This window comes from Streptomyces sp. DSM 116793, assembly GCF_057320905.1.
The window spans coordinates 3385845-3408616 of record NZ_CM170494.1; the positions used below are offsets into that span (position 1 = coordinate 3385845).

Annotated in this window: 17 protein-coding genes and 1 pseudogene; 7 read left to right on the plus strand and 11 right to left on the minus strand. The window is 74.5% G+C overall.

Annotation, left to right across the window (positions count from 1 at the left end):
- Positions 1 to 10: 10 nt before the first annotated feature.
- On the minus strand, positions 11 to 385 hold the full coding sequence (locus ACSMXW_RS13170; RefSeq protein ID WP_485806371.1) for a DUF805 domain-containing protein: 375 nt from the start codon (positions 383 to 385) through the stop codon (positions 11 to 13).
- 195 nt (positions 386 to 580) lie between these two features.
- Positions 581 to 1465 carry an alpha/beta fold hydrolase gene (locus ACSMXW_RS13175; protein ID WP_485806373.1) on the minus strand — a complete coding sequence of 295 codons (885 nt, stop codon included), beginning with the start codon at positions 1463 to 1465 and terminating at the stop codon, positions 581 to 583.
- A 255-nt stretch (positions 1466 to 1720) separates the two neighbouring features.
- Here ACSMXW_RS13175 and ACSMXW_RS13180 point away from each other — a divergent pair, with 255 nt between their 5' ends.
- Complete coding sequence (locus ACSMXW_RS13180; RefSeq protein WP_485806375.1) at positions 1721 to 3049, plus strand: aminotransferase-like domain-containing protein; 1329 nt, start codon at positions 1721 to 1723, stop codon at positions 3047 to 3049.
- Between the two features lie 151 nt (positions 3050 to 3200).
- On the opposite strand, the gene ACSMXW_RS13185 is transcribed toward ACSMXW_RS13180, so the two are convergent.
- Together ACSMXW_RS13185 and ACSMXW_RS13190 are read right to left on the minus strand one after the other, a co-directional pair.
- Positions 3201 to 3884 carry a class I SAM-dependent methyltransferase family protein gene (locus ACSMXW_RS13185; protein ID WP_485806377.1) on the minus strand — a complete coding sequence of 228 codons (684 nt, stop codon included), beginning with the start codon at positions 3882 to 3884 and terminating at the stop codon, positions 3201 to 3203.
- Between the two features lie 80 nt (positions 3885 to 3964).
- Positions 3965 to 4618 carry a class I SAM-dependent methyltransferase gene (locus tag ACSMXW_RS13190; protein ID WP_485806379.1) on the minus strand — a complete coding sequence of 218 codons (654 nt, stop codon included), beginning with the start codon at positions 4616 to 4618 and terminating at the stop codon, positions 3965 to 3967.
- Positions 4619 to 4949: 331 nt separating this feature from the next.
- Here ACSMXW_RS13190 and ACSMXW_RS13195 point away from each other — a divergent pair, with 331 nt between their 5' ends.
- Positions 4950 to 5909: an ATP-binding protein gene (locus ACSMXW_RS13195; RefSeq protein ID WP_485806380.1), complete on the plus strand. Its 960-nt coding sequence runs from the start codon at positions 4950 to 4952 to the stop codon at positions 5907 to 5909.
- An 80-nt stretch (positions 5910 to 5989) separates the two neighbouring features.
- On the opposite strand, the pseudogene ACSMXW_RS13200 reads toward ACSMXW_RS13195, so the two are convergent.
- A pseudogene (locus tag ACSMXW_RS13200) lies at positions 5990 to 6121 on the minus strand (IS110 family transposase); the annotation flags it as partial.
- A 210-nt stretch (positions 6122 to 6331) separates the two neighbouring features.
- On the opposite strand from ACSMXW_RS13200, the gene ACSMXW_RS13205 reads away from it, so the two are divergent.
- Positions 6332 to 6724: an SCO5389 family protein gene (locus ACSMXW_RS13205; protein WP_485806382.1), complete on the plus strand. Its 393-nt coding sequence runs from the start codon at positions 6332 to 6334 to the stop codon at positions 6722 to 6724.
- A 518-nt stretch (positions 6725 to 7242) separates the two neighbouring features.
- Entirely contained in the window at positions 7243 to 8694 is a 1452-nt protein-coding gene (locus ACSMXW_RS13210) for a hydrolase (RefSeq protein ID WP_485806384.1), read from the plus strand.
- Positions 8695 to 8700: 6 nt separating this feature from the next.
- Here the strand turns inward: ACSMXW_RS13210 and ACSMXW_RS13215 are convergent, their stop codons facing one another.
- Positions 8701 to 9840, minus strand: coding sequence for a GTP-binding protein (locus ACSMXW_RS13215; RefSeq protein WP_485806386.1), 1140 nt, complete (start codon positions 9838 to 9840; stop codon positions 8701 to 8703).
- Positions 9837 to 13160 (minus strand): GH116 family glycosyl-hydrolase, encoded by a 3324-nt coding sequence (locus tag ACSMXW_RS13220; RefSeq protein ID WP_485806387.1) that lies wholly within the window; start codon positions 13158 to 13160, stop codon positions 9837 to 9839. Before ACSMXW_RS13220 ends, ACSMXW_RS13215 begins: the two co-directional genes overlap by 4 nt.
- A gap of 1019 nt (positions 13161 to 14179) precedes the next feature.
- Between ACSMXW_RS13220 and ACSMXW_RS13225 the strand changes: the two genes are divergently transcribed.
- The gene (locus ACSMXW_RS13225) at positions 14180 to 14503 is read left to right on the plus strand and encodes a hypothetical protein (RefSeq protein ID WP_485806388.1); all 324 of its coding nucleotides are present in this window, start codon (positions 14180 to 14182) and stop codon (positions 14501 to 14503) included.
- A gap of 36 nt (positions 14504 to 14539) precedes the next feature.
- Here ACSMXW_RS13225 and ACSMXW_RS13230 read toward each other — a convergent pair whose 3' ends face one another.
- Positions 14540 to 14698: a hypothetical protein gene (locus ACSMXW_RS13230; RefSeq protein WP_485806389.1), complete on the minus strand. Its 159-nt coding sequence runs from the start codon at positions 14696 to 14698 to the stop codon at positions 14540 to 14542.
- Positions 14699 to 14773: 75 nt separating this feature from the next.
- On the opposite strand from ACSMXW_RS13230, the gene ACSMXW_RS13235 reads away from it, so the two are divergent.
- Complete coding sequence (locus ACSMXW_RS13235; RefSeq protein WP_485806391.1) at positions 14774 to 15370, plus strand: gamma carbonic anhydrase family protein; 597 nt, start codon at positions 14774 to 14776, stop codon at positions 15368 to 15370.
- A gap of 57 nt (positions 15371 to 15427) precedes the next feature.
- On the opposite strand, the gene ACSMXW_RS13240 is transcribed toward ACSMXW_RS13235, so the two are convergent.
- The 3 genes from ACSMXW_RS13240 to ACSMXW_RS13250 form a co-directional block, all read right to left on the minus strand.
- Positions 15428 to 16567 (minus strand): endonuclease/exonuclease/phosphatase family protein, encoded by a 1140-nt coding sequence (locus ACSMXW_RS13240; protein WP_485806392.1) that lies wholly within the window; start codon positions 16565 to 16567, stop codon positions 15428 to 15430.
- A gap of 251 nt (positions 16568 to 16818) precedes the next feature.
- Positions 16819 to 18240: a sensor histidine kinase gene (locus tag ACSMXW_RS13245; RefSeq protein ID WP_485806394.1), complete on the minus strand. Its 1422-nt coding sequence runs from the start codon at positions 18238 to 18240 to the stop codon at positions 16819 to 16821.
- 1 nt (position 18241) lies between these two features.
- A complete protein-coding gene (locus ACSMXW_RS13250) occupies positions 18242 to 19111 on the minus strand; it encodes a response regulator (RefSeq protein ID WP_485806395.1) in 870 nt (289 codons plus the stop codon).
- Between the two features lie 658 nt (positions 19112 to 19769).
- Between ACSMXW_RS13250 and ACSMXW_RS13255 the strand changes: the two genes are divergently transcribed.
- Complete coding sequence (locus ACSMXW_RS13255) at positions 19770 to 22598, plus strand: helix-turn-helix transcriptional regulator (RefSeq protein WP_485806397.1); 2829 nt, start codon at positions 19770 to 19772, stop codon at positions 22596 to 22598.
- The last annotated feature ends 174 nt before the right edge of the window (positions 22599 to 22772 follow it).

Sequence of the window (22772 nt, forward strand, 5' to 3'; positions counted from 1 at the left end):
GGCATCCCGCTCAGGCCGGGTGGGCGGCGGCGCCGCGGAACGCGGACTGCCGCGGGTCGGGGCCGTGCTGGTTGGTGCCGTGCGTGCCGTCCAGCGCCAGCAGGACGATCAGGGCGATCCACCCGGCGACGGGGATGAGGCCGAGAAGCAGCCACCAGCCGGAGCGGTCGGTGTCGTGCAGCCGGCGGCAGCCGACGGCGAGGCTCGGGACGAGCACGGCGAGACCGTAGAGCGTGTCGGGGGCCCTGGTGCCGATGGAGGTGTCCACGGCCAGGATCGCCGCGGACACCACGATATTGACGAGTACGAACATCCAGTACTCGGTGCGCGAAGCACGCCCGCCGAACACGGCGTACTTCCGCCACACCTGCAGATACCACTGCATGGTCAGCCTCCGGTCAACTCGGTTTGGACTCCGATGAGCTGATATTTCCGGTGCCCCTCCATGGACCCTGAAAACGCCGTCTTCCGGCCGCAGTCGCCCGGGTGCACCTGCCGGGCCGGGTGCGGCCGGGGCTTCCACGGGAGCCGGGTGCCGGACGTGCGAGGTGGGGGCGCCCATGTCCCGGCCGGGGCGGCCTCAGCGGTGTCCGGCCGCGGGGCTCACGGCGGGCAGCCCGTCCAGGAACCGTCCGAGGGCGGCGTTGAACACGTCCGGCCGCTCCAGATTCGGCATGTGGCCCGCGCCGTCCACGACCTTCAGGACCGCGCCCGGCACCAGGTCCCGGATCAGCCCGGCGTCGGCGGGGGTCGTGAACGCGTCCTCGCTGCCGACCACGACGAGCGTGGGCACCGCCACGCTCCTGAGCGAGTCGGTGTAGTCGGGCCGTTCGGCACGGCCGCGCAGTGCCGCGGCGGCGCCTTCCGGGGAGGTGCCCCGCATCATCGCCAGGACGTGCGCGGCCACCTCGGGCCGGGTGCGGACGGTCGACGGTGCCACCATCTTCGTCAGCACCTCCTCGGCGTGGCCGCCCATGCCCTCGCGCAGCAGGCGGTCCGCCGTCGCGTTCCGCTCCGCCCTGCCCTCCGGGGTCTCGGCGGTGGCGAAGGTGGCGGCGAGCAGCAGGCCGCGGATCCGCTGCGGGAACCGCCGGTGGAACTCCATGACGATCTGGCCGCCCATGGAGAGACCGCCGAGGACGCAGCGCTCGACGCCCAGGTGGTCGAGCAGGGCGGCGATGTCACCGGCGAACGCCTCCAGGCGGGTGGCACCGGGCACCACGCCGCTCTCGCCGTAGCCGCGCAGGTCGGGCGCGATCACCCGCCACCCGGCGGCGCTGAAGTACTCGACCTGCGGCTGCCACATGGAACGGTCGAAGGGGTGACCGTGCACGAGCACCAGGGCCTCGCCGCTTCCCTCGTCCGTGTAACCGACCGTGATCCCACGGGAGTTCCCACCGAGGTCCCCACCGGGGCCCGCACCGAGGTCTCCGCCGAGGCCTCCGTCCAGGGTGACTGCGCTCATGACACCGTCCTTGGCCGTGCGTCGCACGATGATCCGCGGTTGACGGGGCAAGGCTATGCGGGGCAATATCTCGGTGCAATATGATTATTGCTCTCAGTGCAATAGTTCGAACGGGCCCGTGGACGCACGGGCGTCCGGGGCGTCCGGGGACGGGATGTCCCGCCGGGGACGACCCTTCGTCACCGCCGAGAACCACGCGCGGGGTTGGGGAACCCCTCGGGCCGGGGGCCGGGGGCTGTCGGAGTGGAGAACCCGTTGGACGACTACCGCACGATCGCCGACGAACTCGCGGCCGACATAGCCGCCGCCCGCCTGCGGCCCGGTGAGCGGCTGCCGCCGCAGCGGGAGTTCGCACGGCGGCGCGGCATCGCCGGTTCGACGGCCGCGCGGGTCTACGCCGAGCTGCGGCGGCGGGGCCTGGTGACCGGCGAGGTGGGCCGGGGCACCTTCGTGCGGGCCGCGGCGCCGCCGCCCGAGCCCGCGCCGGCCGAGCCCGGCGGGGCGCGGATCGACCTGGACCTGAACTTCCCCGCGGTGCCCGAGCAGTCCGCGCTGCTCGCGGAGAGCCTGGCGCGTCTGGTGCGGCCGGAGGCGCTGGCGGCGGGGCTGCGGCCGGTGGGTGTCGCCGGCACGGGCGCGGCGCGCGAGGCCGCCGCGGCGCTGCTGGCCCGCGGCGGCTGGGCGCCCGAGGCACGGCACCTGCTCTTCGCGGGCAACGGCAAACAGGCCCTCGCCGCGGCCGTCATGGCGCTGGTGCCCGCCGGGGAGCGGCTCGGCGTGGAGGAACTCACGTACCCGGTGGTGAAGGGCATCGCCGCACGGCTCGGCATCACGCTGGTGCCGATCGCGACGGACGCGGCGGGACTGATCCCCAAGGCGCTGGAGTCGGCGGGCCCGCTGCGCGCGGTGTACCTCCAGCCGGCCCTGCAGAATCCGCTGGGGGCCACCATGCCGGAGCGGCGGCGCGCCGCCGTCGCGGAGGTCCTGCGGCGGCACGGCACCGTCGCGATCGAGGACGCCGTGTACGGCTTCCTGGCCGAGGACCTGCCCCCGCTGGCGGCGTGGGCGGCCGAGTGCACGGTCCTCGTGGACAGCCTCTCCAAGCGGCTGGCGCCGGGGCTGACGCTCGGCTTCCTCGCGGTGCCGCCGGCGCTGGCCGACCGGATCGCCACGGCGCTCAGGGCGGGCGCCTGGGCCCCGTCCCGGTTCGCGCTGGACGCGGCGACCCAGTGGATCACGGACGGCACCGCGGCCGCGGTGCAGCGCGCCAAGCGGCGGGACGCGGCGGTGCGGCAGGGGGTGGCGGCGGAGCGGCTCGCCGGCTTCACGCTGCGCGCCGATCCGCGTGCCTACCACTGCTGGTGGGAGCTGCCGGAGGCCTGGCGCGCGGAGACGTTCGTGGCCGCGGCGGCCCGGTACGGCATCGCCCTCACCCCGGCGGCGGCCTTCGCCCCCACCCCGTCCCACGCCCCCGGCGCCGTACGCCTGGCCCTGTCCACCCCGTCCCCGGACGCCCTGTCCGAAGCCCTCTCCGTACTGGCCGCGTTGGCCCGGCGGTCGCCCGAGGACGTGGGTCTGGAGTAGCACCGTCACCCAGGCCGCCGTTGACGCCGGAGCCAGCCCGCCCCCCGGGGGCGCGGGGAACTGCGCGACCGGCCGACAACGAGACCGCCGGGTGGGCACCACCCGAACGGGCAGTCTCCGCCGTGTCCTGACCCCACCGGCCGATGGGCCGTCAACCGTCGGTGCGGGAGGCCCCCGTGGCTCCCGCGGCCGTGCCCGACCGCAGTACGTCGTAGCCGACGAACGAGAACATCCGCTCCCCCACCGCCAGCGGTTGCGGCTCCCCCTCGAAGCGGTGCACGCCCACGCCGAACCCGGCGTCCGGCTCGGAGATCCACTCCCGGGCGAAGCCGCGCTGCTCCAGCCAGCGGCAGACGGCCGGGAAGAGGTCCGGCTGCTTGCGGTGCCGGGTCCAGACCAGCGTTCCACCGTGGGCACACAGTTGGGTGCAGAACCCCACCGCGCGCTCGACGTCCGCGTCGGAGACGTTGCCGAACACCCCGCACATCAGCACGAGGTCCGCCGGGGCCATCCCGTCGTACCGGTCGGTCAGCGCCGCGTCACCGACCACCACCTCGACGCCCTCCAGCCCGAGCACATCGGCTGCTCGCCGCGCCTTCGCCGCGTTGCGCGGGTCGAGCTCCACCAGACGGGCGGAGACGTCGCCGCGACGCGGGCTGCCGCCCAGCGCCCCCAGCAGGTCCCGGCCCTGGCCGGCACAGACGCTCACCACCCTGACGGGGCCGGGCGGCCGCGTGTCCAGCGCCGCCCCGATCCGCTCCCGCACGACACCGAGCCGGCGCCCGAGCGGGGAGTCCGGACGATCGTAGTCACCGTGCCACGCATGCCAGTCCACGCCCGCACCCTAAGGGCCGGGAACCGGTCGCGCAGCCGCATTTCCGCCGGGCCGGACGGCACGGGCCCCGGGCGCACCGATCACACCCGGGCCACCAGTGCGTAGCGCTCGTCGTGCACCGGGCGTCCCCACAGGGCCGGGTCGGCGCTCAGCGGGGTGATGTGCAGCTCGGTGGTGAGCGGGGCGACCACCGCGGAGAGGGTGCCAGCGGTGACGCCGCCGTGCCACGGCAGGGTCTCGGCGCCGCGCACATACGGCTCCGCGCGCTGCCCGGGCGTCCCCCAGCTGCCCTCGATGAGCACCAGAGTGCCGCCGGGCCGCAGCCGCGCGGTCCACTCGCGCAGGGCGGCCGCCGGGTCGGGCAGCGTCCACAGTAGGTGCCTGCTGAGCACCGCGTCGAAACGCCGCTCCCCGGTGGGCGGCCGCGCCGCGTCTCCCACCAGGAGGTGGACCCGGTGCCCACCGGCCGTCAGCTTCGCCCGCGCCAGGGCCACCATCCGCGGCGACAGGTCCACCCCCGTCACCCGGTGCCCGGCCGCAGCCAGCAGCGCGGACAGCGAACCGGTGCCGCAGCCCGCGTCCAGGACGTCGGCGGGGGCCGGCGGGAGCAGGCGGGCCAGCAGCCGGGCCCAGGCCGCGCGGGTGCCGGCGTGGCCCAGGCCGTGGTCCGGCTCCGCGTCGAAGCCGGGTGCGGCGGCGTCCCAGTAGGCGGCGATGTCGGCCGAGTTCGTCATGGCCCGATGGTGCCACCAGCCTCTGACAGCGCCCGGCCGCACGGCGAGCGCACGCCTCCCGCGCCCCGCACCACGGTGCGCGCACGCCTCCCCGCACCCCGCAGCACGACGAGCCCACGCCTCCCCGCACCCCACCGCACGGCGGGTTCGGCCCTCCCCCACCCCCGCCCCCGTCCGCAGCCCCCTCCACCGCCGCATTCCCCGCCCGCGTCACCCACACGCGGCAAACCCGTCGGCCTACCGGCGAGTTGAGGCCGGGTCGGCTTGACACTCCGCCAACCCGCTCCGCAGGATGTCGGTCATGAAATTCATTTCCAACAGGAGGTAGGCCGTGCGCGTCGCATTCGTCGGCAAGGGCGGCAGCGGCAAGACCACCCTGGCCGCCCTCTTCTCCCGGCACCTCGCCCGCTCCGGCGCCACGGTCGTCGCCGTCGACGGCGACATCAACCAGCACCTGGCCGAGGCCCTCGGCCCCGGCGACGGCGAGTCCTTCACCGCGCCATCGCTCAGCTCCCGGCTGGACGAGATCAAGGACTTCCTGCGGGGCACCAACCCCCGGATCCCCTCCCGCGCGGCCATGGTCAAGACGACCCCGCCGGGCCGGGGCTCACGCCTGCTGCGGCTGCTCGGCGACGACGAGGTGCACGGCCGGCACGTCCAGGAGGTCGCCGGGGTGCCGCTGATGGTGACGGGCGAGTTCGACGAGAGCGACCTCGGGGTGGCGTGCTACCACTCCAAGCTCGGCGCCGTGGAGCTGTACCTCAACCACCTCGTGGACGGCCCGGGCGAGTACGTCGTCGTCGACATGACCGCGGGCGCGGACGCCTTCGCGTCCGGGCTCTTCACCCGTTTCGACATGACGTTCCTGGTGGCGGAGCCCACCCGGAAGGGCGTGTCGGTCTACCGCCAGTACCGCGACCACGCCGCGGAGTTCGGCGTCCCCGTCGCGGTGGTGGGCAACAAGGTCTCCGGCGAGGACGACCTGCTCTTCCTCAAGGAGCACGTCGGCGACGACCTGCTGACGCACTGCGTGCACTCCCCGTGGGTGCGGGCCGGAGAGCAGGGGCGTGCCCGGGGCGATCTCGAACCCCACAACACCCATGCCCTCCGTCTGCTCCGCGAGGCCGTCGACGCCCGCCCCAAGGACTGGGACGCCTTCCAGCGGAACGCCGTCGACTTCCACCTGCGCAACGCCGCGGCCTGGGCCGACCGGGCCACCGGCCTGGACCTCGCCGCCCAGGTCGACCCCGCCTTCCGGCACGGACCCGCGGCCCTGGCGGCCCGGACCTGACCGGGCCCCGGGGCGCGGACCGCCCCGACCCGGTCCACGCCGGAAACGCCAACCGCCCCCGCACGACCACTCCGACAGAAGAGGATCTGGGCCTCGTCGTTGATCACCTTCGTGGAGAACAGCGTCTCGCCGTCGGCGTCGAGGGCCACTGCCCAGTGGTGTCCCTTGCCAGCGTCGATGCCGACCCATATCCGCGCCTGCCGCGTGCTCAAGTCCCTCGCTCCGTATCCCTCGTGACCATCACTGCATGGCCCGAAGAACACCCCGCCGACAGGTCCCTAACCAGCGATGACCGCAGTTCTCAATCAGTGGTCGGAGCGTCCCGGAGGACCGGGCGGCCAGTCCTCTCGAGCCATCAACGGCAACCCGACATCAGCCACACCCGGTCCTCCCGGACCGCCAACCATTCTTAGGGACCCCTCATGTCGCTCGACGTCTCCCCGCGCCTGCTCGCCGCCGCCGAGAGCGGTGAGATCCGCGAAGAGGACTTCGTGGAGACCGTCCGCACCTCACTGCCGTACGCCTACGACCTCATCGCCCGCCTGGCCGGCGACCTGCGCGCGGGCACCGCCGAGTTCGCCGACAACCAGACCCCGCCGCCGTCCGAGAAGGAGCGCGGTCAGCTCCTGCGGGCGCTGTCCAGCGACGCCATCCGGGGCAGCCTGGAGAGGCACTTCGGGGTCGCCCTGGCCTTCATGAACTGCCACCGGGTGGCCGTCTTCCGCCCCGAGGACCGCGGCGGCGCCACCCACACCCGGTTCACCTCGGTCCGCTCCCAGATCCTCAACCAGTCGCCCGAGCTGCGCGACTGCTGACCGCCACCCGCGGACGAGAGCGCGCCGGGGTCCCCGAGGGGCCCCGGCGCACGGTCGTACGGCCACGGGCCGTGCCGTACGGCCACGCACCGGCCGGTACCGGTCGGCACCCACCGGAGCGTGCGGCCCAGTGTGGCCACGGGCGGTCGCAGGGGCGTTGCACCCCGGTTGCACCCGCGGGCCACCGCGAGCGGTGAACCCCCGCGTACCGCGCGCTGAACCTTCCGGGGCCGCGCGCCTGCCCCGGGATGAACTCCCTCGTCCCCGGCCCCCGCGGCCGGCCCCGCACGGCCACGCGTTCTGTTCAACTCCCCCGCCCGCTTGTACCGTTCAGATGCTCCACCTCGTTCTACGCGCGAAGACCACCCACAGCACCGCCCGCACCACCGCACCACGGCCCCACCCGCACCACGGCCCCACCCGGGACCGAAGTCCCATCGCACCACGGCCCCACCCACCGCACCGCACCCGCACGCACCCCTGCACCCCCCGAACCCCACCGGACGGAGGTCCGACGGATGCCCGGAAACGGCATGTCCCGCCGGGGACCCATCGCCGCGCTCGCCCTGCTCGGCCTGCTCACCACCGCGGCTGCCGCCGCCCAGACCACCGCCGCCCACCCGGCGGCCGCGGCCACCCCGCACCGGGTCCTCTTCGACAACACCAAGGCGGAGACCGCCGCCAACGCCGACTGGGTGATCGGCACCAGTCAGCCGGACCCGCTCGGCGAGGACTCCAGCCCGTCCGCGGAGACGGACTGGACCGGCGCGCTCTCCTCGTGGGGCGTCGCCCTGCAGAAGACCGGCGACTACTCCCTGAAGACGCTGCCGTCCGGCAACACCATCACCTACGGCACGTCCTCGGCGCTCGACCTGAAGAACTTCGACACCTTCGTGCTGCCCGAGCCGAACGTGCTGCTCAGCTCCGCGGAGAAGACCGCGGTGATGAAGTTCGTGCAGAACGGCGGCGGTCTCTTCCTGATCTCGGACCACACCGGCGCCGACCGCAACAACGACGGCGAGGACGCGGTCGAGGTCATCAACGACCTGATGAAGAACAACTCGGTCGACAGCACCGACCCGTTCGGCTTCTCCGTCGACACCGTGGACGTGAGCAACGACAACCCGAGGGCGATCTCCGACTCCTCGAACCCGGTGCTGCACGGCTCCTTCGGCACCGTCACCGGCAGCATCATCCGCGACGGCGCCACGGCCACGCTCAAACCGTCGGACAACTCCGCGGTGAAGGGCCTCGTCTACCGCACGGGATCCTCCGGGAACACCGGCGCGTTCTTCGCCACCAGCACCTTCGGCAGCGGCCGGGTCGCGTTCTGGGGCGACAGCTCCCCCATCGACGACGGCACCGGGCACTCCGGCGACGACCTCTACGACGGCTGGAACGATCCCGCGGGCACCGACGCCGCACTCGCCCTGAACGCCACCGAGTGGCTGGCCGGCGGGTCCGCCGGCTCCGGGGACGGCGGCACCGGCGACGGCACCTGCACCCCGGCACAGCTCCTCGCCGACCCCGGCTTCGAGTCCGGCGGCACCTCCTGGTCCGCCACCAGCGGTGTGATCACGAGCGGTGGCCCGCTGCCCGCCCGCACCGGCTCCTACAAGGCCGAGCTGGACGGCTACGGCACCACGCACACCGACACCCTCTCGCAGTCGGTGCGGATCCCTGCGGGCTGCACGGCGACGCTCAGCTTCTACCTGCGCGTCGACACCGACGAGACCACCACCGACACGGCCTACGACACCCTGAAGGCGCAGGTGCTCAGCTCCTCGGGCAGCACCCTGGCGACGCTGGGCACCTACTCGAACCTGAACGCGTCGAGCGGCTACCAGCAGCGCACCTTCAACCTGAGCGCGTACGCCGGCCAGACGGTCACCGTCAAGTTCACCGGCACGGAGGGCACCAGGCTCCAGACGGCGTTCCTCATCGACGACACCGCGCTCTCCGTGAGCTGACCGCTCTCAGGACCGCACCGCCTGACTCGGCACCCGGTGGGTGGGCCGCGGGTAGCCGGGCCGGAAGGAGGCGGGGGCGGTGGGGGCCGTGGAGACGGCACCGGTCGCGGCGTCGGCGGCGCGGACGGCGGCGCGCACCGCCGCGTCGAGCTGGTCGGGAGCGCAGGCCACCCGGGCGTTGATGCGGACCCGGGCCCGCCGCATGGCCCCGCCGTCCGCGCCGACGGCGGGCCGCTGGCCGTGCGCGGTGACGCTGACCCTGGTGCTGCGGCCCGCCGGGTCCTCCAGGTGCACCTTGGCGTGGCCGATGAGCCAACGCCGCTCGGACAGCGCGGCGAGCAGCGCCCGCGCCCACTGGGCGGAGGAGAACACCGGTGCGCCGGTCACCTCGACGGTGTGGTTGAGCCAGGCGAGCAGGGCCTCCGCGGCGGCGTACCGGTCGTAGTCGACGTCCAGGTCGCCGCCGCGGCCGGGCAGCCCGCCGGGCGCGGCGGCGCCGGTGAACAGTTCGGCCAGGGTGCCGAGGCCGGTGCCGGCCAGCGCGGAGAAGGTGTGCACGGGGGTGTGAGGGTGCAGGCCGGACAGCGCGGCCCGTACCGCCGCCATGGTCCTCGGCTCGGTGGTGTCCGACTTGTTGACGGCGATCAGGTCGGCCTCCGCGAGCTGGCGGTCGAAGAGGTAGGCCAGGTCGGCGTCCATGGCGGAGGCGAGGCCGGTGAAGCGGGCCGGGTCGACGACGGTCACCAGCGGGGCGACGCGGATCCGGGCGCCGTACTCGCGCAGCAGCGGGCGGACGACGGTGGCCTGGAGGTCGGTGCAGCTGCCGACCGCCTCGGCGAGCACCACGTCGGCGCCGTGCGCCACCGCCCGGCTGGTGACCTCGGTGAGGTCCTCGAACCGGCAGCAGAAGCAGCCGCCGGTGACCTCGGCGATGTCGGCGATCCCGGTGCCCCCGTCCGCGGCCGCGCGGGCGACGGCCGTGTCGACCAGGTCCTCGCCCTGGTCGTTGGTGATCACGGCGACCCGGTGGCCGCGGGCCCCGAGCAGCCGGGCGGCGGCGGTGAGGGTGGTGGTCTTCCCGGCGCCGAGGAAACCGCCGAGCGCGGCGAAGGCGAAGGGTCCGGGTGTCCCCGGTGCCGTGCTCAACGGAACGTCACCTCCAGGCGGTCGCCGCGCTCCAGGGTGACCGGTGCGGAGAGGATGACCAGGGCGCGGTCGCCGGAGACGGTGGTGCGGTGGCCGGGCAGCGACACCGGCCGCCCGGCGCGGGTGATCCGCCGGACCGTGCTGCGCGGCGCGCGAGCGGCGCCCGTCCCGGCACCGTCGCCGCCGCGCAGCGCCGTGGCGAAGGACACCAGCCGGAGCCGGCCGTGCCGGACCTCGATCGCGGAGGTGGCGCCGTGCCCGGTGCGGTGCTGCCGGTAAAGGCCCCAGCCCTCCGCGGCGGTGAACGCGGCCGCGAAGTCGTCCGGGGACAGCTTCGGCGCGAAGCCGAGGTGGCCGCGCGGGCCGTGGTACTCGTAGCCGGTGGCGGCGAGGTAGACGGCGTGGCTCATCATCGCGCGCGCGTAATGGTCGGAGCACTCGATCTCGTTGTACGGATTGCGCTTGTCGGCGGTGTACCGCTCGTGCACGGCGCGGGTCACCGCCAGCGCCTCGTCCACCATGCCCTCGGCCATGAGCTGCGCCGCGAACTGGTACTCCAGGCCGGTCCACACCTCGTTGAAGTAGCCGATGACGGCGGGGTCGCCGCTGCCGGGCGCGGTGTCGGCGCCGCCGAACGGCCAGGTGCAGAGCAGGGTGCCGGCCTCGCCCGCGGTGCCGTACACGCGGCCGCCCTCGATGCCGGAGGTGTCCTTGTAGGCCGCCGCGTCGGGCAGGAAGTTGTTCCGGAACATGCTGGTGAGCGCGGTGCGCGCCTTCTCCTCGGGGAAGACCCGCGGCAGCCCCAGTTGGAACGCGTACGTCTGGCCGAACATCTGGTCGAGGTGGCAGCCGCGATTGGAGTTGATCGCGTCAGCGTGCGCGGGGTCGATGTGCTGCTCGAAGTAGCCGTACGTGGGGTTCCAGAGCGTGTCGCCGAGCCGGGCCGTGCCGGCGGCGGCGAGGGCGCGGCAGCGGGCGGCGAAGGCGTCGTCGCCCATGTCGTCCGCCATCAGCGCGGCCGCGTGCAGCGCGGCCACGTACAGGCCGCTGATCCAGGGGATCTCGCCGTACCAGGCGGAGTCCAGCGTGTTGTACTGGCGGCCCTCCAGGATGCCGTCGGCGCTCGCGCCGTCCGCGCCGTCCGCGCCGATCAGGAACTCGGTGGCCTTCTTCACCCGCGGCCAGACACGGGTGAGGAAGGCGTCGTCCGGGGCCATCTGGTGCTCGCGGCAGGCCCGCAGGATGTTGCCGCACTGGCCGTCGTGGGCGACCTCGCGCGCGTACTCGCCGCGGTAGTCGACGGCACCGGTGTCCGGGTGGAAGGCCAGGCCGAAGTCGACGCGTTCACGGGTGTCGCGCTCCAGCTCGGGGAAGAGCCGGGCGACGGACTGGGCGTAGTTCCACACGTGCGTGCAGGTGCCGTCGCAGCAGTACAGGCCCTCCCAGGCGTAGAAGCGGCCGTCCGCGAAACGGTGCACGGTGCTGGTGGCCAGCGTGGACGCGGGCACGAGGGTGCGCTCCAGGAACCAGTGCGGCAGCGTGGAGTCGGTGTACCAGGTGCGGACGAACTCGTGGGTGGCGGCGGCCAGTTCGTCGCCGCGGGTGCCGAGCAGCGCGGCGACCGCCCTGGCGTCGGCGAACCGGGTGCCGTAGTGCCTGCGCAGCGTGGCCGCGCCGTCGAGCTGTTTGAAGAGGCCGCGCTCGACCAGGTCGAAGTGCCAGGTCAGGGCGTACCGCACGGTCTGGGACTCGCCCGGCGCCAGCCGCAGGGGCACGGTGACGGCGCCGGCCAGGCCGCGCGTCATCGCGTCGGCCTCGGCGGGCCCGTCGGCGGCGTCGAACCAGTCGGCCGGGGTGTCCCAGGTGTCCAGCGAGGGGCGGGCGGTGGCGGCCGGGTGGAAGGCGGTGAGCGCGAAGGTGCCGAAGTCGGTGAGGCGGTCGGTCGGTGTGCCGGCGGGTGTGTCGGTGAACCGGATGCGGTCGCAGTTGATGTGCCCCCAGCCGCCGGTCGCCCGGTCGACGATCTCGATGGTGGCCTGCTTGCCCGCGTGGGCGCGCACGTCCCAGGTCCGCTCGGCGAGCGTCTCCGTGTTCCGCCCGGTGAACGAGGCGACGGCCGCTCCGTCGACGAGGAGGTTGACGCACGCCTTGCCGGCCTGGGCGCCGCCGCCGACGTTCACCACGACGTAGTCGCGCTCGATGGTGAACGGGCGGCTGGTCAGCCTGCCCTGCTGGTCGTCGGCCTGGGTGCTGTCGCCGGCGCGGAAGTTGTGCGAGGTGACGAAGCGGGTGCCGGTGATGCCCAGGGCGCCGTCCCGCCGGAAGTAGTCCGGGCACTCGGCCTCGGTGACCGGGCCGGAGCCGAAGGCGGTCCCGGAGACCGTCCAGCCGGCGTAGTCGGTGCGCTCCCAGTCCTCGAAAACGATTTCTGGGCGGGGGTCGGGCTTCGGGTCGCCGGCGCGTGCGGTGTGCTGGACGCCCGTGCCGCCGCCCGCGTCGAACCGCTGGGCGCCGAGCACCGTCGGCTGCTCCCGCCGGCTGCGCACGCACACCGGGTTCTCGGCGAACCCGAGGAGCTGGAGGTCCACGGTCCGGCCGGAGGTGTTCCTGACGGTGTACTCGAAGACGGTGGCCGGCAGCGAGGAGTCGTCGGCGGCGGTCGGCACGAACGGGGAGTACGCGTCCAGGCGCACCGCCACGGGCACGGCGGCATCCGCGAACTCCACCGTGCCGACCGGGTACCGGCCGGTGAAGGTGACGTCGGCGAAGCCGTCGCCGTCCAGGCTGCGTGTGCCGCCGCTTGCCGTCCCGCCGCTTGCCGTCCCGCCGCTTCCCGTCCCGCCGTTCCAGCGCAGCGCGAAGCCGGTACGCACGGGGGTGGTGAGCGGCAGCGGGTCGGCGTAGTGCACGCCCTGCCAGTCGGCGCCGCCGTTCGGGAAGGCGTCCGGGTTGAACACCTCCCAGAGCCAGAGCCGGCCGTCCCCGGACAGGTAGACCTGCCCGGCACCGGCACCGCCCACCGGCATCCCGATGTTCGCCTGCGCCGCGGCGCTGCGGTACCGGGTGGCGGTGCCGCGGGCGGCGAGCTGGGCGAGCCGGCCCTTGGAGAGCCCCTTGTCCGCGGGCACCGCGATCGCGCCCTGCGGGGGGAGGCCGAGGGTGACGGCCGCGGCGGCACCCAGCGCGAGAAAGGCCCTCCGGGCCAGGGCGGCGGGCTCCGTGGTGGCCGGTGCGGCGGGCTGCGCGGTGCGCCCCGGCGGGCAGCAACACGTCCCTTCGCAGCAGGTGTGGGTGACCCTTTCCGTGGTGCGAACGGCCATCGGGTGGCCCCTCTCCGTGACGGCGGGTGGTGGGTGCGGGGTGACTGCTCTGCGAGCGTTCTCGGGCGGTGCCGGGTGCTGTTGGGCGCGGTCGGGCCCGTGAGTGCGGTGGGACACCGCTGCCGTGAAATCGATTTCTTCATTACAGGAGTCCGTTGACCATCCGTCAAGGACCGCGGCACGGAGTCGGGAAGGCGTTCGGTGCGTTTCCCCCACCGCCTCAACGGCGTGGGGTGCCCCCGCGCCGCCCACAGGACCGGCGGCAACCGCCGCCAGGCGCAGCCCGTGGCGGCCACGAAGACGACCGCTGCGAGCACCTCACGATCTCCGTACCGCCGACGGTCCGTTGGGGTCTCCGTAAGGCACCGGTTGACCGGTGAGGGCATCCAGAAGCATGCGGTTACGACCGGCTCGCGCAGCTCCACCTTCACGCTCTTTTCGATCGTCTCGGCGGTGCGGGGGCCGCTCCCTGCCCCCGCGACGGAGGCGTGGAGCACAACGCTCCCGTTCGTCTCCAGCACCTTGACGACGGAGCCGTCGTCGCAGGCTCCGTGCGTGGCCTGCACGGTGCCGGACCGCCGTCCGCCGCCGTCCCGGCCAGTCGGCCGACACGCCTGAGCCCATCGGCAGCCACGTGCCGAGCCTGTCCGACCGGCGACTTGGGAATCTTCGACGGGGTGACGGCGACGTGCTTGAGCGTGGTGTCGTAGCCCTGCAGTCAGTCCCCGACGGTGCAACCCCCAGCGCGCACATCCCCCCGCGTCCCGTCGCGTATCGTGCGCGGCTGTGGCCCGGTGGTACGAAGGCTCGGGCTGGGCGGTCCGAGGTGGTCCCGCCGCCTCCTTGTCGGATCGGCGACCGGACCGCCCCGCGCTGGGAGCACCGATTCGCTTGAAGCGGCGGCTGAGCGGAGTCCCGTCAGGGGCGCGGGGCTGTGGATGGTGCGGCTACCGACACCCCTCGCTCAGGTTCCCCTCAAGTCTCGGGACTTCGGGCGGGCCGTGGGGCAGCCTGGGCGCATGCTGGGGTCGAAGAGGAACGGTCAGGTCGTGCTCGCCCTCCGGGACGGGGAGGAGATTCTTGCCGCGCTGGAGGCGGCGCTCGACGGGGCCGGTGAGGTGGAGCGGCCGGGGCTCGCCCGGGCGTTGGAGGTGGCGCGCGGTGTCGCGGCCGACTCCGAGGCGGAGCTGAGGGTGCGGTGGACCCGGCAGAAGCTGGCCGCGGCGGGGTACGACGGGCCGCCCGACTCGGTCGCCGCCGTCAAGGCGCTCCGGTCGGCGGAGTCGGCGCTGGGCCTGCGTCAGGCGGTGGAGCTGACGAGGGAGCTGGCGGCTCAGGGGTGATCGGCCGCCGTCCGGCGAGGGTGGGTTCGGCGGGCGTCAGGAGAAGATCGCTGCCAGGACGACCAGTGCGAGGAGGATGGCGAACGTCTCCCATCGCATCGCGCGCCGCAGTTGGTCCGGTGAGAGGCCGCCGCCGGAGCGGCGCCCGGGCGAGTCGCCGGCCGAGGTGTCGTCGGACGTGGTGTCGTCGCTCATCAGCCGATGCTGTCACAGACCGCGGCGGTGGGCCGAGGTGTCCGCGGTGTCACCGGCCGGAGCTACGCTCGGAGCATGCTGATCGAGCACCGTGGCAGGAGGCCCGTGGTTCCCGCGTCGGCGTACGTCGCGCCGACGGCCGTGGTGTGCGGGGCCGTCGTGCTCGGCGAGCGGGTGCGGGTGCTGCACAGGGCCGTGCTCACCGCCGAGGACGGCGAGGTGCGCACCGGCGAGGACGTGGTGGTGATGGAGCAGGCCCTGGTCCGCGGACGCGCGGACCACCCGGCCGTGCTGGGGGACGCGGTCCTGATCGGCCCGCACGCGCACGTCAACGGCGCCGTGCTGGACGACGAGGTGTTCGTGGCCACCGGCGCCTCCCTCTTCCCGGGTGCCCGTGCCGGGACGGGCAGCGAGCTGCGTATCCACAGCGTGCTGCACGTCAACTCCCGCCTGGCGCCCGGCACCGTGCTGCCCATCGGCTGGATCGCCGCCGGTGACCCGGCCGAGCTGTTCTCCCCCGACCGCCACGAGGAACTGTGGGAGCGGCAGCGCGAGAGGGACTTCCCGGGCACGGTCTACGGGGTGCCGCGCGCCACCCCCATGCGCGCCGTGATGGCCCGCCAGTCCGCGTACTACGGCGCCCACCGGGACGACCGGGTCGTCGACGGGTGAGCGCCGGGGCCGGCAACGGGGACGACGACCCCTGGGTGGGCCCCGTGGCAGGGCCGTTCACAGCTCGACCCGCGCCACGACCGGCAGGTGGTCGCTGTGCGTGGCGGGCAGGGTCCAGGACGAGACCGGGGTGACGCCCCTGACGAGGATGTTGTCGATCCGGGCCATCGGGAACGCGGCGGGCCAGGTGAAGCCGAAGCCGTCGCCCGCGGCGTCCTGGGCCGAGCGCAGCAGCCGGGTGACCGGTGCGAGCGCCCGGTCGTGCACGCTGCCGTTGAAGTCGCCCAGGAGGATCGTCCTGGGCAGCGGGTCGGTGCGGATCGCCGCGCCGAGGATCCGCGCGGCGGCGTCCCGCGCTCCGGCGGTGAAGCCCGATGCCGTGACCCGTACCGACGCGAGGTGCGCGACGAAGACGGCGACGGGCCCCTGCGGGGTGCTGACGGTGCTGCGCAGGGCGCGCGGCCACGCCATGATCGGCACGGTGCGGGTGTCGCTCAGCGGATACCGGCTCCACAGGCCGACGGTGCCCTCCACCGCGTGGTACGGATACCTCCCGGCGAGCGCCGCCTCGTAGGACGGGGTCGCCTCGGGGCCCAGCTCCTCCAGCGCCACCAGATCCGCCCCTGAGGCGGCCAGCGCGGCGGCGGTGCCCCGCGGATCGGGGTTCTCCTCGTTGACGTTGTGGGAGACGACGGTCAGGTCGCCGCCGGTGCCCTGCTTGTCCCACAGGGTCCCGCCGAAGAGCAGCAGCCAGACGACGGCGGGCAGCAGCGCGGCGACGGCCGCCCGCCGCGAGCGCCGCACCACCGCGATCACGAGCGTCACCGGCACCGCGAGCCCCAGCCACGGCAGGAACGTCTCGACCAGGCTGCCGAGGTTGCCGATCCGGTTCGGCACGTAGGCGTGCAGCAGCATCACCAGGGCGGAGAGGACGGCGAACGCGATGGTGAGCAGGGCACGGGGGCGGGCGGCCGGGGGTGGGATGCGGGGCCCGGGCGCGGCCGGTTCACGGGGCGGGCCCGCGGCCGGTTCACGGGGCGGGCCCGCGGCCGGTTCACGGGACGGGCCCACGGCCGGTTCACGGGACGGGCCCACGGCCGGTTCACGGGACGGGCCCACCCTGGCATCCGCCGGGGGCGGGACGGCCGGCGCGAGAGGCGGGCGGGGCGCGTCGGTGCGCGGCAGAGCAGAGGGCATCGGGCGGCAACCTTCCAGGGGTCCTGACGTGCGCGGACATCGCACATCACCCACCCTGCGCCCCCGCCGTGTCGGCCCCGCCGTCGCCAACCGTCCACGGCCGCTCGGTTTGTCGTCGGTTGCGTATCACTCCGGGAAGGGCACTCCCGTCCGGGCGCCGAGGGAAGGGCGCCGACAGCAGGGCGCCGACAGCAGGGCGCCGACAGCAGGGGCGCCGGCGGAGGCGTCACTTTCGGGAAGGTGCCGACTGCTCAGCCCCGGCTTCCGGCCCCGACCCCCGCGGGTGCCGGCCCCGCGGGCCGCGAGGGCGGCAGCCGGAGCACGGCCCGCGCCCCGCCGTCCGGGGCGTTGGCGAACGTCAGGGTGGCGCCGATGACGCGGGCCTGGCCGACCGCGATGGTCAGGCCGAGGCCGTGGCCGCGGCCGCGTTCGCTGGCGCCGGTGCGGAAGCGCTGGGGGCCGTGGGCGAGGAGTTCCGCCGGGAAGCCGGGGCCGTGGTCACGGACCTCGATCGTGGTGCCGGTGACGGTCACGTCGACCGGGGCGCCGCCGTGCCGGTGGGCGTTGGCGACCAGGTTGGCCACGATGCGGTCCAGGCGGCGCGGGTCGGTCTCGGCGGCGGGGGCGCCGGTGACCGAGAGCCGGGCGGTCAGGCCCGCCTTGTCCAGGGACTCCGCCACCGCCTCGCCGAGCGCCACGGGCCGCAGCTGGGCGTGTTCCGCGCCGGCGTCCAGGCGGGACACCTCCAGCAGGTCCTCCACCAGCGCCCGCAGCACCCGTACCCGGTCCCTGACCAGCTCGGTCGGCTCGCTCTCCGGCAGCAGTTCGGCGGCCGTGACCAGGCCCATCAACGGGGTGCGCAGCTCGTGCGCGACGTCGGCGGTGAAGCGCTGCTCGGTGCGGATCCGCTCCTGGAGGCTGTCGGCCATGGAGTCGACGGCGCCGGCGATCTCGGCGATCTCGTCGCCGCCCCGGCCGCGCCCGCCGGAGTGGTCGCCGCGGCCGCCGCCCGGGCCCTCGCCCTTCCGGCCCCGGTCCTCCGACCCGCCGGCTCCCCGGCCGCCGACACCGGTCCTGGCCTCCAGGTCGCCCGCGGTGATCCGGCGCGCGGTCGCCGCCACCCGGCGCAGCCGCCGGTTGGGCAGTTCGGCCGCGAGCGCGGCCAGCGGGACGATCACGGCGAGCGCGGCGAGCGCCGCCATCCGCATGTGCCGGTCCAGGGCCTTCCGGCTGAGCATGTCGGAGGTCGCGTCGACGCACACCGCGAGCACCCGGCCGTCGACGCGCCGGGCCGCCCAGGTGCACGGGACCGTCGGTTTGCGGTCGTCGTAGAAGGCTCCCTGGCCGGTGGCGTCGAGCTGCCGGCGCAGCGGGTCCGGCAGGGCGCCGGAGGTGGTGAGGAACTCGCTCCTGCCGGTGCGCAGGTACTGGTTCACCTCCGTCGTGAGCTCCGTGGTGGCGCGCACCTTGTCCTCGTGCATGGAGCGTTGCAGGGTCTTCACGTGCACCAGCAGGCCGACGGCCAGCGCGACCGCGCACGACGCGACGGCCACCAAGGCGGCGATCTTCCACCGCAGCGACCGCCAGTTGAGCAGGGTCCGGGCGGCCCGGAGCGCGGCGGCGCGCCGCGTGGCGGCACGGGGCGGGGCGGTGGTGTGCGGGGCGGTGCGCATCTCAGCGGCGCAACTTGTAGCCGAAGCCGCGGACGGTCTCGATGCGCTCGGCACCGATCTTGCGGCGCAGCCGCTGCACGCACAGGTCGACGACGCGGCTGTCGCCGTCCCACCCGTAGTCCCAGACGTTGCGGAGCAGCGTCTGCCGGTCGAGCACGACGCCGGGGTGCGCCGCGAACTCCAGCAGCAGCCGCAGTTCGGTGGGCGTCAGCGCGACCCGGGCGCCCGCCCGGAAGACCTCCAGGCCCGCGGTGTCCACGGCCAGGTCGCCGAAGACGAGCCGGTCCCGGCCGGCGGCCGGCCCCGACGGGCCCCCCGGTCCGATCGAGCCGGACGTTCCGGTCGCTCCCGCCGGTCCGGACGGTGTGGTCGGGCCGGACGGCCCCGTCGAGCCCGACGGTCCGGGCGGTGCGCTCCGGGCGCCGCCGTCCTCCCCGTGCGCCGGGCCCCCGGTCCCTTCCTGCGGTGCCGAGAACGTGGCGCGGCGCAGCAGGGAGCGGATCCGGGCCACCAGGACGGCGGTGTCGACCGGTTTGACGACGTAGTCGTCGGCGCCGGCCTCCAGGCCGGACACCACGTCCAGGGCGTCGCCGCGCGCGGACATCATCAGGATCGGCTCCAGGCTGGTCTCGCGGATCCGCCGGCAGAGCCCGATGCCGTCGAGTTCGGGCAGCATGACGTCGAGCAGCAGCAGGTCGGGGGCCAGCTCCCGGAAGCGTTCGAGGCCGGTGAGGCCGTCCTCCGCCACGGCGACGCGGTACCCGTAGCGCTCCAGCGCCATGGCGACCGTCTTGCGGATCACCTCGTCGTCCTCGACGAGCAGCAGGCTGGCGGAGGGCGGCGGGGCCTCGCCGGGGGGCGGTGCGGGCATTGCTTCCCATCTGTCGTGGTCGCTGTGGTGGATGTCGTCGCTGTGGCCGGTACATGCCGGTGGGCACGGGCAGCACGGGCGCCTTCCACCCTGCTGCCCAGAGGTCTCGGCGCCGCCCCGGCCCGGCATCCATCATGGCTCGGCTGTGTATCGGCCGGGTATCGGCCCCCGGCTGCCTCTCGGACCGGTGGCGGCCAGCCCCCTCTCCGCACCGCCGGGAGGCGCGCAGCGCCCGAAGGGGTGCGGGGTGGGGGTACCTCCCACGCCCTCAGGGCAGTGGGGGAGCGACCAGCCACGATGAGAAGGCAGGCCGTCACCGGCCCGCGGCCACGCCGCACACTCGTTCACCTTCGGTGTGCCGCTCGGCGCCGCCCGCGCGCCCGGCCGTTGAACATTCTGCCGCGGTCTCCTCGTTCTTCTCTTGGGACACCTCTGACCTCGTTCCGGGAGGCATGCGGACACGTGATGGTTCAAGTCGGTAAGCATGCGCTCCACGCATGGAGCCATCGGGGGGAACCTCGTCTTATTAGCTATAAGTCATGTAACGTATATACGGGATGCGGTCATCTCGCGAGCATGCAGAGGGTGGGTATGAGCACTGCCACGAGCCGTGTGACGCGGTGCGCACACAGCCACTCGGCGGGCGGGAGCCCGGTCCGTGAGCGGGGAATACCGCGCCATGCATGACCCGGACGAGCTGATAGGGCGTGCCAAGGACCTGGAGCAGCTCCTGGCGATGCTGGACGTCGGCGGCCGCGGCGGCGCCGTCCTGCTGATCGGCGACGCGGGTGTCGGCAAGACCGTCCTCCTCGAAGCGCTGGCCGACCCGGCCGTGAACGGCGGCGCCGAGGTCCTCAGGGCGGTCGGCGTCGAGTTCGAGGCGGACATCAGCTACTCCGGCCTCAACCAGATCCTCTTCCCGCTCCACGACGCGTTCGACGAACTCGACGAGGCCCACCGCGACGCGCTGCGCGTGGCGCTCGGCTTCGGCAGCGGCCCGGCGCCCGACCGGCTCGTCGTCGCCAACGCCGCCCTCGTCCTGCTGTGGCAGGTCGCCGCGCGCAAACCCCTGCTGCTGATCGTCGACGACCTGCCGTGGATCGACCCGGCGAGCGCCGGAGTCCTCGGGTTCGTGGCGCGCAGGCTCGCCGGGAGCGGCATCGGCTTCCTCGCCGCCTCCCGCCCCGCCGCGAGCGGCCTTTCCCAGCACAGCAGCGGTCTCCCCCGCTACGAGCTGCGGCCCCTGGACGACACCGCGGCCACCCGCCTGGTGACCTCGCGCTTCCCGGGGCTCGCCGACCGGGTGTGCCGGCGGCTGGTCACCGCCGCCCAGGGCAACCCGCTCGCCCTGCTGGAACTGCCCACCGCGCTACGGCCGTCGCAGCTGGGCGCCCTGGAGGAGCTGCCCTCCGTGCTGCCCCTCACCCAGCGCCTCCAGGCGCTGTTCGTGTCCCGGGTGGCCGGGCTGCCCGTGCCCGCGCGGCGCCTGCTCCTGCTCGCCACGCTCGACGGCACCGGCGACCTGGCGGTCCTCCAGGCCGTGACCCGCCGCGACTCGGCGGGCGCCCGCCTCGACGACCTCGCGCCGGCCGAGCGCGACCAGCTGATCCGCGTCGACGAGGGCTCCCGCCGGCTGGTCTTCCGCCACCCCCTGATCCGTTCCGCGGTCGTGGAGTCGTCCACGAGCAGCGAGCGCCGCTCCGCGCACGGCGAGCTGGCCGAGGCGCTGGCCGGCGACCTGGAACGCCGCGCCTGGCACCTGGGCGAGGCATCCCTCGAACCGGACGAGCAGGTCGCCGGGCTGCTGGAGGAGGCCGCGCACCGTGCCTCACGGCGCGGCGACGCCGTGGGCGCCGTGCGCTCGCTGAGCCGCGCGGCCGACCTCAGCCCCGCGGGCGCCGACCGGGCCAGACGCCTCGCCGAGGCCGCCTACATCGGGGCCGACGCGATGGGCGAACTCACCAGCGTCTCCGTCCTGCTGGACCGCGCCAAGCAGGCCGACCCGCACCTTGAGGACTCCCTGCACGCCGCGGCGGCGGCCGCCCAGCAGATCCTCAACGGCGACGGCGCCATCGACCTCGCGCACCGGCTGGTCGTCAGCGCGGTCGAGGCGGGCGGCCACCGCTACGACGCCACCGACGACGAGCTGGTCAACGCCCTCCACCTGCTGCTCCTCATCTGCTTCTTCAGCGGCCGCGAGGAACTGTGGCGGCCCTTCTACGCCGCCCTCGACCAGCTCCGCCCCGGGGTGCCGCCGGTGCTCGCGGTCGCCGCGAGGACGTTCTCCGACCCGGCCCGCACCGGCGTCCGTGTCCTTGAGCAGCTGGACGCCAACCTGCTGGACCTGCACTCCGAGACCGACCCCGCCATGATCATCCGGGTCGGCACCGGCGCGCTCTACGCGGACCGGCTCGACAAGGTCCGCGGACCCTCCTGGCGCGTGGTCAGGCAGGGACGCGACGGCGGACCGGCACGCCGGCACATCGGCGCCCTCATGCACCTGTGCCTCGACGACTACCTCATCGGCCAGTGGGACGAGGCCCGGGAACTCGCCGAGGAGGGCCTGCAACTCTGCGAGGACTACGGATACGCCTTCTTCACCTGGTACTTCACCTACGTCCTCGCCGTCATCTCCGCGGCCCGCGGAGACACCGGGGCAGCCCACGCCCAGGCCGAGCAGATCCTCCGCACCGGCGAGTCCCGCGGCGCCTACGCCGCCGTGCACTACGCCCTGCACGTGCGGACGCTCGCCGACCTCGCGGACGGCGACTTCCAGAGCGCCTACAGGCACGCCGCCCGCATCAGCCCCCTGGGACAGCTGGCGTCCCACGTGCCGCACGCGCTCTGGGTAGCGATGGACGCGGTCGAGGCCGCCATGCGGACCTCCCGCCAGGCCGAGGCCGCCGCCCACGTGCGGGCGATGCGCGAGGCCCGCCTCGGCGAGCTCTCCCCGAGGCTGGCGCTGCTGACGGAGGGCTCCGCTGCCCTGTGCGCGACCACCGACGACGAGGCCGTCCACCTCTTCCGCACGGCCCTGGACCTTCCCGGCAGCGACCGGTGGGCCTTCGACGTGGCGCGCGTGCGGCTCGCGTACGGCGAGCGGCTGCGCCGCATGAGGGGGACGAAGGGCGCGCGGGAGCAGTTCGGCGCGGCCCTGGAGATCTTCGAGAGACTGGGCGCGGCGCCCTGGGCGGCGCGCGCGGAGAACGAGCTGAGCGTGGGCGGCTCGCGCGGCGGCACCCCCGGCAGGGGCGACCTCACCGCGCAGGAGCGGATGATCGCCGAACTCGCGGCGACCGGCCTGACGAACAAGCAGATCGGAGAGCGTCTCTTCCTCTCCCACCGGACGGTCGGCGCGCACCTCTACCAGATCTTTCCCAAGCTCGGCATCACCTCGCGCGGGATGCTCCGCGACGCCCTCCGGTCCCTCGCGGAGGAGCCGGGCGGCCCGGGCAGGGCCGGCACGGCCGGCACGGCGAACGACTGACGCAGCGGGTCCGGGGCGCACGGTGCCGGGTCCCGTACCACGCACGCCTGGACGCGGACCGGGCGCGCCGGGCTCCGCACGGCACGCGTCCGGCTGCGGCCCACACGCGCGGCGCTCCGCACCGCACGCACCCGGCCGCGGACCCTGCGCGCCGGACCCGGCACCGCACGGCCG